Raw genomic sequence first — 14,754 nt, forward strand, 5'->3', positions numbered from 1 at the left:
TATCAGCCTATGCGCCAATCATCAGCTAACCGAATCCTGATGCTGCTCAAGACCGAAGGGCCACAACTCCTATCGGCCATCGGCGATGCGCTGTCCATTTCCGGCGAGGCCGCGCGCCAGCAACTGGCGAAGATGGCGGACGAAGGGTTGGTCGAGCCCGTCTCCGAGCCCACGCCGGGCAGGGGCCGCCCCCGCCAGCTCTGGCACCTGACGCCATCCGGCAACGCCCGATTCCCCGATCGCCACGCCGAACTGACCGCGACGCTTCTCGCGACCATGGTCGAGAGCCTCGGCCCGCAGGCGCTCGACACCGTCATCGCCGCCCGCGAGACTGAGACGCTGGCGCGCTACCGCAGCGAGATCACCGCTAAAGATCTTCCCACGCGCGTCCGCCAGCTGGCCGGCATCCGCACCGACGAAGGCTACATGGCCGATAGCTGGCAGGAAGAGGACGGCTCGCTGCTCCTGATCGAAAACCACTGCCCGATCTGCGCCGCCGCCACCGCCTGCGCCGGCTTCTGCCGCTCCGAACTCGAAACCTTCCGCAGCATCCTCGGCGCGGACGTCGAGCGCGAGGAACACATCCTCCACGGCGCGCGGCGTTGTGCTTACAGGATTAGCGTGGGCTAGCGGATTGCTGCAGCTGGTGCTTTTCAGCCTCCACGAATAGCAGCAGCAATATCGCGGCAACGCCGACACCGGCCGCCAGCAAGGCGGTTCCCGAATAGCTTGTGAAGGTTGTTCCCAGGGCAAAAATTCCCGCGCTGACGCCGTTCGCCGCAAAAGTATTGACCGAGATGAGTGATGTGCCAAGCCCTGGCCGGTCGGCAATCAGGTCCTGTAGGTAGGTGATGGGCACGCTGAGGATCGCCGCGCAACCGCAGGCGTTGACGACGACGAGCGCATAGATTTGCCACGGCGCGGTAACGAGGCTGAGCATCACCAGATAGACGCAATAGATCAGCGTCCCGGTAGCCAGGATATGGACGCTGCGAAAACGTCGCTGCAATGCGCCCCACATCAGCATGAACGGCATTTCCAGGAACGCGACCATGCCGGCTGTGATCCCCACATCCGCCACGCTGCCGCCGGCATCATGAGTGATGATCAGCGGCGACACCACGCTGCTCAACCGCTGCAGGCCCAGCATCATCGACAAGATGCCGACACGCATCAGCACGCGAGGCGAGAAGACAAGCGCGAGCGAACTGAAGAAGCCAACTTGTTGCGGGGACAACGCATCTCGCCTTGGCTCGCCCTTCGCCAGGAAGAGATACAGGCAGAAACACACGAGGCTTGCCAGCCCGGCAATGCCGTAGGCCGGCGTCATCGAGTGCGCGCTGACGAGATACAGGCCGATCAAACCCGGCGCCAGCGCCCATGACCCGGAAAACAGCGCCCGTACCGTCGAAGTGATCGCAGCCGCCTTGCCGCGATCCATGGTGTTTGTTGCCGCGCGGATGCTCGCTAGAAGCACCGAATAGGTCGCGTTGCTGATCGGGATGAACAGCAGCACGCCGATCATGAAGGCGGCCGTATTGCGGAACGCGTAGATCATCCCGAAGCCGATCATGCCGCTTACCGACAGTGCCAGCACCAGCAGCCTGCGGTCGCCGAGCTTGTCGGACCAGATGCCGAGCGTCAGGCTGGTCACGACATTGATAAGTGCGGCGGCGAAGATCAGTATCGAATAGGCGTGATCAGACATGCCCAGTTCGGTAATGCCGATGATGGATTGATACGGCATCGTTGAGGCATAGGTGAAGGCAAGCGTCACAAGCGTAAGCGACGGAATGCGTATTCGTTGATCGCGGAGAATGGACGAGAAGGCGGATGACATGCGGCGACTCCAGTTGCCAAAAGTCTAGACCCGCACCACCTGATTGCAACCTCGTGTCCGCGATGGCGTCCATTCAATTATGTGATCGGTGTTCAGCGCCTCCGCCCGCTAAAGCCCGATCCGCCCGATCGCCGGGATCTTCACTCCGGGATTGGCGACGTCTATGCCGGCGACCAGGCCCATGAAGTGCATTTCGAAGCCGCTGCGCTGGCCGGCGGCGATGCCGATCAGGCCGTAAAGCGTCGCATGCATGTCGCGCCCGTCGGCATCGATCGCAAACATCCGCCCATCGCTGAGGAAATCGCGCCCGACCGCATCGGGCGGCAGCACCGTGTCGAGATCGGGCACCGTGCGCAGCACATGCGCGACGAAGCTGTTGGAATTCGGGCCCGGATAGATCCGGTAGTCGCCGACGCCGGCATAGGGATAGGATTGGATCGCCGCCTCGACGGCCGGAATGAGCCTCTGGGCCTCGTCGCCCGAGATTTCCTTCACGATATGAGGCGTGTTGGAATACCAATAGGCGTCAGCGACATAATTGTTGCGGCGGATCGGCGAGCCCCAGCCGACCTTGTCGTAGCGATTGTAGGTCGCGTCGCCCTTGGCCTTGGTGACGATCCACGAGTGGCTGGCGACCGCGCCCTTCAGCCCGCCGGTGCTTGCCGACATGATGTAGATCTTGGCTTCCCCGCTGGCGTCAGCGCTAGGCAGCACGCCCGATGTGCCCCATTCGGCCTCCCGCCATGAGCTCGGGTGGTTTTGCAGGGACCACCACCCGGCCGACGCCAGGGCCGGCAGTAGATAGACGACGAGGATGAGAAGAAGGAGCCGTTTGATATGACGCATGAAACGCCGGGGACCTTTGCTGACGTGCGGTTGTGGCCAAGGATGTGACGAGCAAGATGGTGCAATTGCGCCGCTCTTTTTCAACATGAACCCGATTGCTTTATCGCGCCCATCATTTATGCGTGACAGCCTGTTCAGAATATCAGGATAAGCCCATGACCAATCCCGTCACCGTTGAAGTCACCCGCGGCGCGCGCGTCGAAAGCCGGCATCGCGGCGCCGTCATCGCGGTCGATGGCGATGGCAAGGTCGTCTTCTCGCTGGGTGATGTCGAGGCGCCCACCTTTCCGCGATCGGCCTGCAAGGCCATGCAGGCGCTGCCGCTGGTCGAAAGCGGCGCCGCCGATGCCTACGGTTTCGGCGACAAGGAACTGGCGCTCGCCTGTTCCTCGCATAATGGCGAGGACGAGCATGTTGCGGTCGCCGCCTCGATGCTGGCGCGCGCTGGCCGCGATGTCGAAACGCTCGAATGCGGCGGCCACTGGTCGTCGAGCCAGAAGGTGCTGATCCACCAGGCCCGCACGATGGAGAAGCCGACGGCGCTGCATAACAATTGCTCCGGCAAGCACTCCGGCTTCGTCTGCACCTGCGTCCACCAGGGCGTCGATCCCAAGGGCTATGTCGGCTACGACCACCCGCTGCAGCGCGAGATCCGCGCCACCATGGAAAGCCTGACCGGCGCCGTGCTCGGCCACGACAATTGCGGCACCGACGGCTGCTCGATCCCGACTTACGCCGTGCCGCTGAAGGGGCTGGCGCATGGCTTCGCCAGGATGGCGACCGGCAACGGCCTCGAACCATTGCGCGCCAAAGCCTCGCGCCGGCTGTTCGATGCCTGCATGGCCGAGCCCTTCTATGTCGCCGGCACCGGCCGTTTCTGCACGAAGCTGATGCAGCTGGAGCCCGGCCGCATCTTTGCGAAGACCGGTGCCGAGGGTGTCTTCTGCGCCGCCATTCCTGATCAGGGCATCTCGATCGCCGTCAAATGCGACGACGGCCATGCGCGAGCCGCCGAAAGCATGGTTGCCGCCGCACTCGCCCGCTTCTTCGACAAGGACAGCGACATCGGCGTGGGTCTGGCAGAGCTGGCGACTTCAAGCATGCACAACTGGAATGGTATTCACGTCGGCGATATTCGCGCGGCGGCGGTACTCTCTGATTAAAGCGTGCCGGAATGGTGCATTCCAAACATAAAAGATAGTCAATTCTAATATATGCGAAACTGAACCGGATGACGGCGCGTGCGCTTTCATCCGGTTAAGCTACTCTTGGCGCAGTACATCGATTGCCATGAGGGCAGGATATGTTTGCAGGCCGCTATCTCTGGTGGATGCTGATCGCTCTGGCGGTCTTCCTGTTCTTTGCCATGAGCTTCGATTACGTCACCTGGGCAACGGTCGCGACATCGAGCTGCGCGCGTGTGGCCGGCTCCTGTGGGCCGCTGATCCTCATGATGACCGGCACGATCAAGCCGATCGGCTATTACATCGCCGGCGGCATCATCCTCGTCGTCACCTTCGCCCGCATTCACCACATCGGCATGAGCTGGCTCTGGTGCCTCTTCGTGCTTGTCCTCTTCGGCGCCTCGGCGCCGTTTCCGCTCCTGCTCGCCAATGTCTGGACCGGCCAGATGAATTCGGAGATGGTGCTGCAGAACCTGCCGGTGGCCTTTCCCTTCCTGGTGGTGTTATGCACCTATATCGGCTGGTCGTTCGAGGATGGAGGGGGCAGGCCGCTTGGCCCCTGGCGCTGGCTACGGCTCGCGATCCGGCTCTCGGCCCTGTATGGCGCCATGATAGCGCTCGCGCAGACACCCGCTTTCGCTTGGATGCCCGGCCGCTTGCTCGACATGCCCGCGCTCTCGGCCCTGCTGGCCACCTGGCAGCCGAAGCTGGAAACGGCACTCACGCTTGGCGCATTGGATGATCGGCTGGCCTATCTGGCCCTTGCCGTCTTCTCGGTCGCACTCGCGGCAAGCCTGTTCGGCCCCCGTATCGAGACCCTCGGTGCCCGCCTGATGACGCCCTTCATGCTGAAAGGATCGCGCCGTTGAGGCTGCGATAGGGCGCAAGCTCCGCCTCGTCGATATCGTCAGGCACGATCAATCCCGAAACCGAAGCAACCGGTAGCACCTGGCAGGCGGAGGCGCAGTCGAGCTTGTCCGCCGTCAGCAGCACATAGGTCTCGATCGCGCAGCCGGCGATATGCCGCTTGATCGCGGCCTCCTCGAAATCTCCCGTCGACAGCCCATGTGCGGGATGCGCGGCCGTCACGCCTAGGAAGAACAGGTCCGGCCGAAGCTGCGATATGGCGGCCATCGCGACGGCGCCGACAGCAACCATCGAATGCTTGTAGAGCTTGCCGCCGATCAGGATCACCTCGGCGCTTGGATGATGCTCGAGCTCGGCTGCGATCGTCGGGCTATGGGTGACGATGGTAACCGATAGCCCGCGCGGCAGCTGCCGGGCGATCTCGGCCGTGGTCGTGCCGCCGTCGAGAAACACCATCTGGCCCGGCTTGATCAGCCCGATCGCTTTTGCCGCAAGCCGCTGCTTGGCGTCGCGCGACACATCCTTGCGGGTCGTAAAATCGGGCAGCTCCGGCGAAAGCGGCATCGCGCCGCCGTGCACGCGTTTCAAAAGCCCCTCGGCCGCCATCTCGCGCAGGTCGCGACGGATCGTGTCTTCCGACACCGAGAGGTCCTCGGCCACCCGCTTGGCAATCACCTGGCCGTCGCGGCGCAGCAGGTCGAGGATCAGTGTCTTGCGTTGGGAGGTCAGCATAAGGCTCACGAAGTTGAATGAATTTTCTTGATATTGCATGAAATGATTCGACAATCAAGAAATATCATGCATTTTCACGCAATCCCGTGCATGAGGCCGGGAGTTGAGGAGAAAAGACATGTTGATCTTGATTGCAGGCCCCTATCGTTCCGGAACCGGTGACGATCCGGCGAAGATGGCGGCCAACCTGCAGCGGCTGGAAGCGCCGTCGCACGCTCTGTTCGAAGCCGGCCACGTGCCGATGATCGGCGAATGGGTCGCCTTGCCGGTCTGGCACGCCGCCGGCGGCAAAAGCGTGGGCGATGAACTCTACGAGCGGATATTCCACCCGGTCGCGGGCCGCCTGCTGCAACTGTGCGAAGGCGTGCTGCGGCTGGAAGGCGAATCCAAGGGCGCCGACAACGACGTCCGCATCGCAAGAGAGCGCGGCATTCCCGTCTGGTATCGGCTGGAAGACGTGCCGGGCTGCGCCAAGGCTGCTTGAAGCGACGCCAGAGACAAATCGGGGAGGCCGCGCATGCGGTCTCTCTTTCTCTCTCGCAATCCGTCATGCACGCTCTATGCTCTCTTGAAAGACAGGAGTCGTCATGCTGACATTGTATTTCGCGCCCGGCACATGTTCCCGCGCCAGCCTCATCGCCCTTGAGGAATCGGGCCTTCCCTTCGAGGCGAAGCGGGTCGATACCGCCAATGGCGAACAGCGCTCCGGGGCCTACCTCAAGATCAATCCCAAGGGCCGCGTTCCGGCACTTGCGACCGACAAGGGCGTGCTCACCGAAACGCCGGCGATCCTGGCCTATATCGCCGCCATCGCGCCGGCGGCCGGCCTCGCGCCGCTCGACGACCCCTTCGAATTCGCCCGCCTGCAGGCCTTCAACAGCTATATCTGCTCGACGGTGCATGTGAACCACGCCCATGGCCGCCGCGCCAGCCGCTGGGCCGATGACGCCGCCGCCCATGAAGCGATGAAGGCCAAGGTGCCGGAGACGATGGCGGAGAGCTTCGCGCTGATCGAAGACGGTATGTTCGTCGGTCCCTGGGTAATGGGCGAGCGCTACTCCGTCGCCGATCCCTATCTCTTCGTCATGACCGGCTGGCTACCGAGCGACGATGTCGACCCGGCGCGCTTCCCGAAGGTAGCCGATCACTACGCCCGCATGCTCGAGCGCCCCGCTGTGCAGCGCGCGCTTGCGCGCGAAAAGGCGTAAGCCGCGTCACTGCGGGTAATTCGCCGCAAGCTTCTTCGGCGCGCGCAATCGCCACGCGCCGATCAGCCGATCGGTCAGTTCCGCATCGCCAATGGCGTCGATACGCACGGGCAGATACTGCCAGCCGACATAATGCGGTGTCTGGAAATAGATCTCGGGCGCCAGCGAAAGCAGCGCTTCCTTCTCGTCGAGCGAAATCGAAATCACGATCGTCTCGTTATTCTTCACGGCCACGAAGGACTTGCCCCCGACCTTCAGCGCGTGGTTGCCATAGGACGTGCCTTCCTCGACCCCCGGCAGTTTCGCCTCGGCCACAAGCCGCAGCAGCCGCTTGAAGATCGCGTCGATATCCTCAGCCATGCATCCTCCCGGTCCTCTTCCGGGAAGAGCCTATCAGATTTCGAAGCCTATGCGCAGAGCGCCAGCTGGGACCCCTCGAGAATGGGATTGGACTGCTCGCGACGCTCGAGCGGCAGGTCTGCTAACTCAATGAGCGACATCCGCGCAAGATCGGGATGGGAGAGCGGGTCGTCTGCCGGGTCCGCCCCATAAGGCGGTTCGGCGGTCTCTTCGTTCAAGAAAAACTTTAGCCATTGCATGGAGTGCCTCGCTTTCTCGGTCGCTGCCAGCGGTGGGAGCTCGCCTGGTAGGCGACACGTGCATGTCTGATGCCAGGCAATATCCTCCCGAAGCGGCGAGGGTTTCAATTGAGAATAACGGAATCCTGATATAGAAAATCTATATGAGAAATCTGAACTCGGTACATTTGAACGGCCTGCGCGCGCTCGAAGCCGTCGGGCGGCTGGGCTCGCTGCAGGCGGCGGCCGAGGAGCTTGGTGTGTCGATCGGCGCCGTCAGCCAGCAGGTGATCAAGGCCGAGGCGCAGCTTGATCGAACGATCTTCGAGCGCACACCCAAGGGCATGCTGGCGACCGAGGCGGGCGCTCCGCTGCTGGCGGCGCTGAATGAAGGCTTCGCGCATCTGTCGCGGGCGGTGGCGCTTGCGCAGCGCCGCGACGACAGCATCCTGACGATCTCGGTGGCGCCGGTCTTCGCCGCGCGCTGGCTGGTCTATCGCCTCGATCGCTTCGCCGAACACCACCCCGACATCAACCTGCGCATGGACGCGACCATGAAGCTGGTCGATCCGGCGCTCTGCGATGTCGATATCGGCATCCGTGTCGGCGACGGTCGCTGGCCGGATGTGAAGGCGGAGCTGTTGCTGGAGCAGGAGGTGTTTCCCGTCTGCACGCCTTCTATGGCCGAGCGCTTGCGCGAACTCGCCGACCTCCTGGCGCTGCCCGCGATTATCGACGGTCGCGCGATGTTTGGCTGGGACGTCTGGATGCGCGCGGCGGGGCTTGAGGGTGCGGCGCTCGAGACCCGCCATGTCTTCAACGATGCTTCGCTCTGCCTCGATGCCGCCATCGCCGGGCAAGGGGTGATGCTCGCCTGGCAGACGCTGGCCGGCTATGCGCTGCAGCAGGGCCAGCTGGTCGCGCCCTTCGGCATCCGCGCCAGAACCGGCTTCGGCCACTATTTCGTCACCGCGCACGGGGTGCGCGAACCGAAGAAGGTCAGGGACTTCAAGGCCTGGATCCGCGCCGAGATGGCCGAGACCTTGAAGCTCTTTATCTGATCACACCGCCTCTTTGGAGCGTGCCGCCTGCATGGCGATATAGGCCGGGCGAGCCTGGCAGCGCTTGATCCAGGCGTCGACCTTCGGATGCGCGTCGAACAACGCCTGTTCCGATTGGGCATAGCGCAGCACTTCGGCGAGGTTGAGATCGGCGGCAGTGAAGCGGTTGCCGACGAGATAGTCGGTGGTGGCGAGATGCTTCTCCAGCACCGCCAGCGGCCGCTTCAGCGAGCGGCTGGCCACGGCGATTGTCGCCCGGCCCTCGTCGGTGTCTTCCTTCTCGTTGTCGTAGGTCATCACCAGCTTGATCGTGTGGATCTCGACCTCGGTCGCCGCCCACATCGTCCACATGGTCAGAAGGCCGTCTTCCTCAACGCCCTGGCCGGAGAGCGAGCCGCCATGCTTGCGGGCGAGGTAGAGCGTGATCGCCAGCGACTCGTGCATGACGAGATCGCCGTCCTTGATGGCCGGGATCATGGCCATCGGGTTGATGGCGGCAAAATCAGGCGACAGCGTATTGACCGGCGCATCCGACGCCAGCGGGTTGTCGAGGCGCCGTGCCTGCAGCACGGGGACGGATTTGAACTCCAGCCCCAGCTCTTCCGCCATCCAGTAGACGCGCGAGGCGCGCGAGCGATAAACGCCGTAGATTGTCAGCATGATGATGTGCCCCTCTTAAAACCTGCGGCGAGCCTAGAGGCTAGGGCGATCAAGCGGAAGCTTTCAAGGCTGATGGGTCAATCAAAGCTTTTGATGGTGACTTAAACCTCGTCGCATGTCGGTGCCGCAAAACCGCTGCACACTTTTGCGCGACATGCTTCACGACACGCGATTGCGCTCGACCGTCAGATGCGCGTAGCGACCGGCGCCATCCGCCAGTTCTCCCGACATCTTCTTGTCCCATTCGAACCCGACCACCGCTCCCTCGGCCATGTCCTGAAACACGTTGTCGGTGATGACGGCCGTTCCGGCCCCATCGACGACGGAGACCGCGCAGCCGACCGGCGCCTTGCGGATGACGTTGCCCGTGACCACCAAGTTGCGCATGTAGGGACCCCAGCCGAGCTGCATGCCCCATCTTGGCGCACCCTCGATGATGTTGTTCGAAACCAGCGTATCGGCCTCGGCGGCAATGCCGATACCGAAGCTCACATCCGGCTTGTAGGGGCCGTCGAGCTTGAGATTGCGCACGACGTTGCCGGTGACGCTGGCAAGCCTGCCGCCCTTGTCGAAATTGGCGATCGAAATGCCGTTGGCGGCCCCGTCGATCATGTTGTTTGCGACCACGGCCCCCTCGAACTCGAATTCGACATAGATCGCCGTCTCGCCCGATCGCCGGCACTGGTTGCCCGTGATCTGCACGTCGGAAGCCGAGTTGGCGCGGATCGCGGTGAAGGCGCAGTCTGAGATATGGTTGTTGGCGACCATGACATTGTCGGCGCGAAACAGGTTGATCCCGTTGCCGTTCTGCCCCGTGCCGCCATCGGTCGCGCCGATCCTGTAGATCCGGTTGCCGCTGACGATGCTGTCATCGGCCGCCTTCTTCCAGCGATGGATCAGGATGCCGCCATTGCCGCAGTCGAACACTTCGTTATTGGTCACCGATAGCCCTGAGGATTCCACCGCGTAGAGCCCGGATTGCGCGGCCCCCGATATGCGGCTCCGTTCGATCCGCCCGCCGCAGCGCTCCAGCTGCAGCCCATGCTTGCGGCTTCCCGAGATCTCGCAATTGTCGATCACGACGTCATCGACGCCGGTGAACTGCACCAACGCCGAGCTATCGTCGCCCAGCCAGCGGTTCTGTCCGTCGATGACGATATTGGAGAGCTCGATGCGCTTGACGTTCTCGGCGGTAAACAGGCGTCCATCGCCGGTATAGACGATCCGCGATGCGCCGGGCACGCCGGTGATGCGCGTATTGTCGGGCAAGGTCAGGTTCGACACCTTGTAGACACCCGGTGGCAGGAACACCGGAACGTTCTCCGCCGACGCGTCGTCGATCATCTTCTGCAGGCTGCTGCTCTTGCGATCGCCGGGATCGGGTACCGCCTTGTATTTCACCGCGTCGATCGACCCGCGCAGATCCGGCTGCCGGCTTGCCGCCAAGGCGGGCGAGGCAAGCAGGGCGACGGTGGAGCAGGCGGCAAGACGCAAGAGGTTGCGGCGGGACGCCAGGGGGAGGGACGAAAGGAGCGGCGATCTGTTCATGATATCAGCCATGCAGGAACCGTGCCGCGATGGAAGTATCGTTTTGGCACACTCAAGGTTGAGGGCATTATTATTTATTAATCATGGAATTCGTGCAGTTCCGTTGGTGTATGATTCACCTTTTTATTTGAGTGTGCGCCAAGAATTCGGAAACGCTTCAGGATTTACTATGTGTGCGACTGTGTTTGATGGTGTGGTTCGCCGTGCGGCCACTCTGGGGGCTGACCATGAATGACTTGAGTGCCAGCTTTCGTGATGCCGATACGACCGAGATCGATACGGGCAGGATCGTCACCGCCGCGCAAGCGCTCATTGTCTCCAGCAGTCGCAGCATGGCCGCCGGTATCGAGGATCTCGGGCTGAAGGCGATCATCCACGAGCTTCCCGACTTTTTCTATGTCAAGGACCGCGCCAGCCGCTTCGTCTTCGCCAACGCAACCGTCGCGCGGGCCTTCGATGTTGACGATCCCGAGGATCTCACCGGCAAGCGTGACTTCGATTTCTTCGACTTCCAGACCGCTCGCGGCTATTTCGAGATCGAGCAGGAGATCATGGCGACGGGTGAGCATCGGCTCGACGTCGAGGAGATGGTCCGTTCGCCCTTGAGCGAACTCGTCACCTGCCGGCTCACCTCGAAGCTTCCGTTGCGCAACGAGAAGGGGGAAGTCGTAGGTCTGATCGGCGTTTCGCGCGATATCACCGAGCGCAAGCGGCAGGAAGAATTCCGCCGCGGCCAGGCGCAGGTGGTGGAGATGATCGCCCGCAACGAGCCGCTCGAGATGATCCTTGAGGCACTCGTCCTTCTGGTCGAGGCCGAGATCGAGGGCATAATGGGCTCGGTGCTCATTCTGGATCGCGACGGACGGCGGCACGGCGCGTCGCCCAGCCTGCCAAGCATCTACAGCCGCATGATCGATGGCGTCACCATTGGTCCGAACGCCGGCTCGTGCGGAACCGCGGCCTGGCGTGGCAAGTTCGTCATGGTCGAGGACATGATGGTTGATCCGCTCTGGGCTGATTACCGTGGTGTTGCCCAGCAATATGGCTTTCGCTCCTGCTGGTCGATGCCCGTCATGACGGCGCAGAACAATGTGCTCGGCACCTTCGCGCTCTATTCCAGCGAGGTCCGCCGCCCGACACCGCGCGAGATGGAGTTCGTCGCCATGGCGACGCATATCGCCGGCATCGCCATAGAGCGCCGCCGCGGCGACGAGCGCATCCAGTTCATGGCCCATCACGACGATCTGACCGGCCTGCCCAACCGCGCCTTCTTCAAGGAGCGCATGGCCAAGACGCTGCATCAGGCGCGCCGCAGCGGCCGCAAGGTGACCGTCGCCTATATCGACCTCGACGATTTCAAGGATATCAACGACAGGCTGGGCCATGGGGCAGGCGACGAAGTGCTGAAGGAAGTCGTGGCCCGCATGGCGAATGGCGTTCGCGCCTCCGATATGGTCGTGCGCCTCGGCGGCGACGAATTCCTTGTCGTCCTCGTGCACCAGTCGAACCACGACACCGGCATCACGCGGCGCCTGCGCGAGCTGCACAAGGCGGTGCGCAAGCCGATAAACTACCAGGACAAGCAGCTGCGTGTGACCTGCAGCATCGGCGTCGCTTCTTTCCCGAGCGACGGCGCCACCGCCGACGAGCTTCTGGCAAACGCCGACAGCGCCATGTACCGCTCCAAGCAGCTCGGGCGTGACACACTGCAACATTACCACGGCGCTCGCGACGCCGATCTCAATTTACCGGTCAGCGAGCAGGAGGAACTGCGGCAGGCGATTATCTCCGATCAGCTCATCCTCCACTATCAGCCGCAGGTCGATGTCTCGACACTCGCGGTCACGGGCCTCGAAGCGCTTGTCCGGTGGAAACATCCGACCCGCGGAATGGTGCCGCCGGCGGATTTCATTCCGATGGCGGAGGAGAGCGGTCTGATCGTCCCGCTCGGCCTTTGGGTGCTTAACGAAGCCTGCCGCCAGGCGCGGGCGTGGCAGGACATGGGCCTGCCGCCGCTTCGCATTGGCGTCAACGTCTCGGCACGGCAGTTTACCGACAAGGATTTCGCGCGTCTGGTAAAGGAAGCGGTGGAGCGCTTCGGCCTTGCGCCGCGCTGGCTTGAGCTCGAGCTCACCGAAAGCGTGCTGATGCAGGATGCGGACCGCGCGCTGGCGACGATGAATGCGCTGCGCCCGCTGGGCATCCGCTTCTCGATCGATGATTTCGGCAGCGGCTATTCGAGCCTGGCTTCGCTGAAGACCTTCCCCTTCGACCGCCTCAAGATGGACCGCTCGCTGATCGAGGCGCTGCCATCGGACAAGACCGCCGTCGCCATTGGCCTCGCCGTCATCTCGCTGGCCCAGACCCTGAAGCTCACAGTGGTCGCCGAGGGCGTGGAAACCGATGAGCAGCGGGAGTTCCTGCGCTTCGCCAAGTGTGAGGAAGCGCAGGGGTATCGCTTCTCCAGGCCGCTGCCCGCCGATCAGGTTCCCGGCTTCCTGAAAGGCTAGTCTAGATTTGGTCGTCCGTTATATTCATAATCTCAATTCATAAGCTTTATCTGTTTTCAATATCTACCGATCTTGCCTCTTCGCCACTAACTTTCCAAGATGGATGGTCGACCGTTTGTGTCCGACTTCAATCGATCGCGGAATCGACAATGAGCATTTCCGGAACATTGGCATTGTCGGTTGCGATGTCGTAGGTCTGTTCCGAGCCTGTCGCTTCCATGATCGGTCACAGCGAGGTGAGCGCCGATGAACACGAGATTTGACCAGGGTGTCGACAGCACGGCGCTGGCTGTGCCGTTTCGCGAGAAAAGCTCCGACGCCCCGCTTGAAATCCTGTCCTTCGCGCTCGATGCCCTGAAATCCGGAATGCCGGCCGCCCTCATTTTTCTCACCGAAATTCGAGGCGGCGCGGCGCGCGCGCTTGGCGCGCAGATGGCGGTGCGGGCCGATGGCGGCTTCTGTGGATTTGTCTCCGGCGGATGCGTCGAGGCAGCGGTTGCGGCAGAGGCGCTGGAGGCGCTGGAACTCGGCACGGACAAGGAGCTGATGCTTGGTGCGGGCTCGCCTTACTTCGATATTGTTCTGCCCTGCGGCGGCGGCCTGACATTGACGATACACTGTCTGAAGGACGGCACGGCGTTGAGTGAGATCGTCCGCGGTCTGATAGCGCGGCGCCGCGTTGCCCTGCGTTACGTGCCCGCGTCCTCCTCCCTCGTGTTCGATGCGCAGGCGGCCGAGACCGGCTGGTCCGAGGCCGGTTTCACGATGGCGTATCGTCCGGCGCCGCTCATTTTCGTGTCCGGACAGTCGATCGAAACCGAGACATTGTCGCGCATCGCGCAATCGGCGAGTTACGAGGTACGCCAGCTCGATCCGGCCAACGCGCCAAAGCCGGAAGATTTCGATCCCGATTCCGCGCTCGTCCTCCTGCATCATGATATCGAGCGGGAAGTCGGACCGTTGATCGCCGCGCTTGCCGGCGCGCCGTTTTATATCGGGGCGCTCGGCGGCGTCAGAACGCATGCGCGGCGCGTTGCGAAGCTCGAGGAGCTCGGATGCTCGAGAGCGTCCATCGAAAGGATCAAGGCGCCGATCGGGATCTTTTCCAAGGCGCGGGACGCGGTATCGCTTTCCCTGTCGATCCTCGCCGATATCGCCGCTCTCCGCCGCTAGTCCGGCCTTTCCGCGCGCAAACAACAATCAGCCCAGAGCCGTTCGAATAAAGGATACCGCATGACATTTTCGGGAAAACGCCTCGCTCTCGCGATGTCCTGTCTGGTTCTCGTTGCCGTTCCCAATATCGGCGCAAGAGCACAGGATGCCTCCGCCGGCGCGATGTTGTTCCGGCAGCGATGCTCGGCATGCCACGCGCTGGATGCCGCTCAAAAGAGGGTAGGGCCGCATCTCGATGGTGTCGTCGGCCGTCCTGCTGGCAGTGTCGAGGGCGCGCGATATTCGAAGGGCATGCAGGCGCTCGGCGTTCAATGGAATGCGGAAAGCCTGGATAGGTTTCTCACCAACCCGCGCCAGATGGTCCCGGGCTCCTTCATGCCGATCTCCGTGGGCAATGCCGCGGACAGGCACAACATCATATCCTACCTGGAAAGCGTCTCGGTCCAGCCGGCCAACTAGAGCCTTTCCTGGTTAGATTGAAGCATTCTGTTAGCTCAAACGGAGTCGGATGGTCGTCCGGCCGGCGCGCGTCGTAGCCAACGCATAC

Annotated in this window: 16 protein-coding genes; 9 read left to right on the forward strand and 7 right to left on the reverse strand. The window is 62.6% G+C overall.

Going from position 1 to position 14,754, the window contains the following annotated elements:
* The first annotated feature begins 9 nt into the window (after positions 1-9).
* Positions 10-630 (forward strand): helix-turn-helix transcriptional regulator, encoded by a 621-nt coding sequence (locus ACODTZ_RS23170; protein ID WP_489028425.1) that lies wholly within the window; start codon positions 10-12, stop codon positions 628-630.
* Here the strand turns inward: ACODTZ_RS23170 and ACODTZ_RS23175 are convergent.
* Together ACODTZ_RS23175 and ACODTZ_RS23180 are read right to left on the reverse strand one after the other, a co-directional pair.
* A complete protein-coding gene (locus tag ACODTZ_RS23175) occupies positions 617-1,840 on the reverse strand; it encodes an MFS transporter (protein WP_489028427.1) in 1,224 nt (407 codons plus the stop codon). The two genes, ACODTZ_RS23170 and ACODTZ_RS23175, sit on opposite strands and share 14 nt — an antisense overlap.
* 108 nt (positions 1,841-1,948) lie before the next feature.
* Positions 1,949-2,686, reverse strand: a complete 738-nt coding sequence (locus tag ACODTZ_RS23180) for a DUF3750 domain-containing protein (RefSeq protein WP_489028429.1) — start codon at positions 2,684-2,686, stop codon at positions 1,949-1,951.
* A 155-nt stretch (positions 2,687-2,841) separates the two neighbouring features.
* On the opposite strand from ACODTZ_RS23180, the gene ACODTZ_RS23185 reads away from it, so the two are divergent.
* A complete protein-coding gene (locus ACODTZ_RS23185) occupies positions 2,842-3,849 on the forward strand; it encodes an asparaginase (protein WP_489028431.1) in 1,008 nt (335 codons plus the stop codon).
* Between the two features lie 140 nt (positions 3,850-3,989).
* Positions 3,990-4,739, forward strand: a complete 750-nt coding sequence (locus ACODTZ_RS23190) for a hypothetical protein (protein ID WP_489028433.1) — start codon at positions 3,990-3,992, stop codon at positions 4,737-4,739.
* Here the strand turns inward: ACODTZ_RS23190 and ACODTZ_RS23195 are convergent.
* A complete protein-coding gene (locus ACODTZ_RS23195) occupies positions 4,714-5,469 on the reverse strand; it encodes a DeoR/GlpR family DNA-binding transcription regulator (RefSeq protein ID WP_489028435.1) in 756 nt (251 codons plus the stop codon). The genes ACODTZ_RS23190 and ACODTZ_RS23195 overlap by 26 nt on opposite strands.
* 118 nt (positions 5,470-5,587) lie before the next feature.
* Here ACODTZ_RS23195 and ACODTZ_RS23200 point away from each other — a divergent pair, with 118 nt between their 5' ends.
* Both ACODTZ_RS23200 and ACODTZ_RS23205 read left to right on the forward strand, forming a co-directional pair.
* Entirely contained in the window at positions 5,588-5,953 is a 366-nt protein-coding gene (locus ACODTZ_RS23200) for a DUF4406 domain-containing protein (RefSeq protein WP_112982141.1), read from the forward strand.
* 103 nt (positions 5,954-6,056) lie between these two features.
* The gene (locus ACODTZ_RS23205; RefSeq protein ID WP_489028437.1) at positions 6,057-6,677 is read left to right on the forward strand and encodes a glutathione S-transferase family protein; all 621 of its coding nucleotides are present in this window, start codon (positions 6,057-6,059) and stop codon (positions 6,675-6,677) included.
* 6 nt (positions 6,678-6,683) lie between these two features.
* On the opposite strand, the gene ACODTZ_RS23210 is transcribed toward ACODTZ_RS23205, so the two are convergent.
* Together ACODTZ_RS23210 and ACODTZ_RS23215 are read right to left on the reverse strand one after the other, a co-directional pair.
* On the reverse strand, positions 6,684-7,037 hold the full coding sequence (locus ACODTZ_RS23210) for an MmcQ/YjbR family DNA-binding protein (protein WP_489028439.1): 354 nt from the start codon (positions 7,035-7,037) through the stop codon (positions 6,684-6,686).
* Between the two features lie 47 nt (positions 7,038-7,084).
* On the reverse strand, positions 7,085-7,276 hold the full coding sequence (locus ACODTZ_RS23215; RefSeq protein ID WP_489028441.1) for a hypothetical protein: 192 nt from the start codon (positions 7,274-7,276) through the stop codon (positions 7,085-7,087).
* A gap of 143 nt (positions 7,277-7,419) precedes the next feature.
* Here ACODTZ_RS23215 and ACODTZ_RS23220 point away from each other — a divergent pair, with 143 nt between their 5' ends.
* Positions 7,420-8,316 carry a LysR substrate-binding domain-containing protein gene (locus ACODTZ_RS23220; protein ID WP_489028443.1) on the forward strand — a complete coding sequence of 299 codons (897 nt, stop codon included), beginning with the start codon at positions 7,420-7,422 and terminating at the stop codon, positions 8,314-8,316.
* Here ACODTZ_RS23220 and ACODTZ_RS23225 read toward each other — a convergent pair whose 3' ends face one another.
* Both ACODTZ_RS23225 and ACODTZ_RS23230 read right to left on the reverse strand, forming a co-directional pair.
* Positions 8,317-8,976 (reverse strand): glutathione S-transferase family protein, encoded by a 660-nt coding sequence (locus tag ACODTZ_RS23225; protein WP_489028445.1) that lies wholly within the window; start codon positions 8,974-8,976, stop codon positions 8,317-8,319.
* 159 nt (positions 8,977-9,135) lie between these two features.
* Positions 9,136-10,491 (reverse strand): TIGR03808 family TAT-translocated repetitive protein, encoded by a 1,356-nt coding sequence (locus ACODTZ_RS23230; RefSeq protein WP_489028463.1) that lies wholly within the window; start codon positions 10,489-10,491, stop codon positions 9,136-9,138.
* 260 nt (positions 10,492-10,751) lie between these two features.
* On the opposite strand from ACODTZ_RS23230, the gene ACODTZ_RS23235 reads away from it, so the two are divergent.
* The 3 genes from ACODTZ_RS23235 (at position 10,752) to ACODTZ_RS23245 (ending at position 14,666) form a co-directional block, all read left to right on the forward strand.
* Positions 10,752-13,034, forward strand: a complete 2,283-nt coding sequence (locus tag ACODTZ_RS23235) for a sensor domain-containing protein (RefSeq protein WP_489028447.1) — start codon at positions 10,752-10,754, stop codon at positions 13,032-13,034.
* Between the two features lie 246 nt (positions 13,035-13,280).
* Complete coding sequence (locus tag ACODTZ_RS23240; RefSeq protein ID WP_489028449.1) at positions 13,281-14,207, forward strand: XdhC family protein; 927 nt, start codon at positions 13,281-13,283, stop codon at positions 14,205-14,207.
* 60 nt (positions 14,208-14,267) lie between these two features.
* The gene (locus tag ACODTZ_RS23245) at positions 14,268-14,666 is read left to right on the forward strand and encodes a c-type cytochrome (protein ID WP_209232931.1); all 399 of its coding nucleotides are present in this window, start codon (positions 14,268-14,270) and stop codon (positions 14,664-14,666) included.
* The last annotated feature ends 88 nt before the right edge of the window (positions 14,667-14,754 follow it).

This window comes from Rhizobium sp. FG113 (genome assembly GCF_057809895.1).

Excerpts from the sequence above, each read along its gene's own strand:
- ACODTZ_RS23170 (WP_489028425.1), top strand. The coding sequence starts at position 10 with ATGCGCCAATCATCAGCTAACCGAATCCTGATGCTGCTCAAGACCGAA.
- ACODTZ_RS23175 (WP_489028427.1), bottom strand. The coding sequence starts at position 1,840 with ATGTCATCCGCCTTCTCGTCCATTCTCCGCGATCAACGAATACGCATT.
- ACODTZ_RS23180 (WP_489028429.1), bottom strand. The coding sequence starts at position 2,686 with ATGCGTCATATCAAACGGCTCCTTCTTCTCATCCTCGTCGTCTATCTA.
- ACODTZ_RS23185 (WP_489028431.1), top strand. The coding sequence starts at position 2,842 with ATGACCAATCCCGTCACCGTTGAAGTCACCCGCGGCGCGCGCGTCGAA.
- ACODTZ_RS23190 (WP_489028433.1), top strand. The coding sequence starts at position 3,990 with ATGTTTGCAGGCCGCTATCTCTGGTGGATGCTGATCGCTCTGGCGGTC.
- ACODTZ_RS23195 (WP_489028435.1), bottom strand. The coding sequence starts at position 5,469 with ATGCTGACCTCCCAACGCAAGACACTGATCCTCGACCTGCTGCGCCGC.
- ACODTZ_RS23200 (WP_112982141.1), top strand. The coding sequence starts at position 5,588 with ATGTTGATCTTGATTGCAGGCCCCTATCGTTCCGGAACCGGTGACGAT.
- ACODTZ_RS23205 (WP_489028437.1), top strand. The coding sequence starts at position 6,057 with ATGCTGACATTGTATTTCGCGCCCGGCACATGTTCCCGCGCCAGCCTC.
- ACODTZ_RS23210 (WP_489028439.1), bottom strand. The coding sequence starts at position 7,037 with ATGGCTGAGGATATCGACGCGATCTTCAAGCGGCTGCTGCGGCTTGTG.
- ACODTZ_RS23215 (WP_489028441.1), bottom strand. The coding sequence starts at position 7,276 with ATGCAATGGCTAAAGTTTTTCTTGAACGAAGAGACCGCCGAACCGCCT.
- ACODTZ_RS23220 (WP_489028443.1), top strand. The coding sequence starts at position 7,420 with ATGAGAAATCTGAACTCGGTACATTTGAACGGCCTGCGCGCGCTCGAA.
- ACODTZ_RS23225 (WP_489028445.1), bottom strand. The coding sequence starts at position 8,976 with ATGCTGACAATCTACGGCGTTTATCGCTCGCGCGCCTCGCGCGTCTAC.
- ACODTZ_RS23235 (WP_489028447.1), top strand. The coding sequence starts at position 10,752 with ATGAATGACTTGAGTGCCAGCTTTCGTGATGCCGATACGACCGAGATC.
- ACODTZ_RS23240 (WP_489028449.1), top strand. The coding sequence starts at position 13,281 with ATGAACACGAGATTTGACCAGGGTGTCGACAGCACGGCGCTGGCTGTG.
- ACODTZ_RS23245 (WP_209232931.1), top strand. The coding sequence starts at position 14,268 with ATGACATTTTCGGGAAAACGCCTCGCTCTCGCGATGTCCTGTCTGGTT.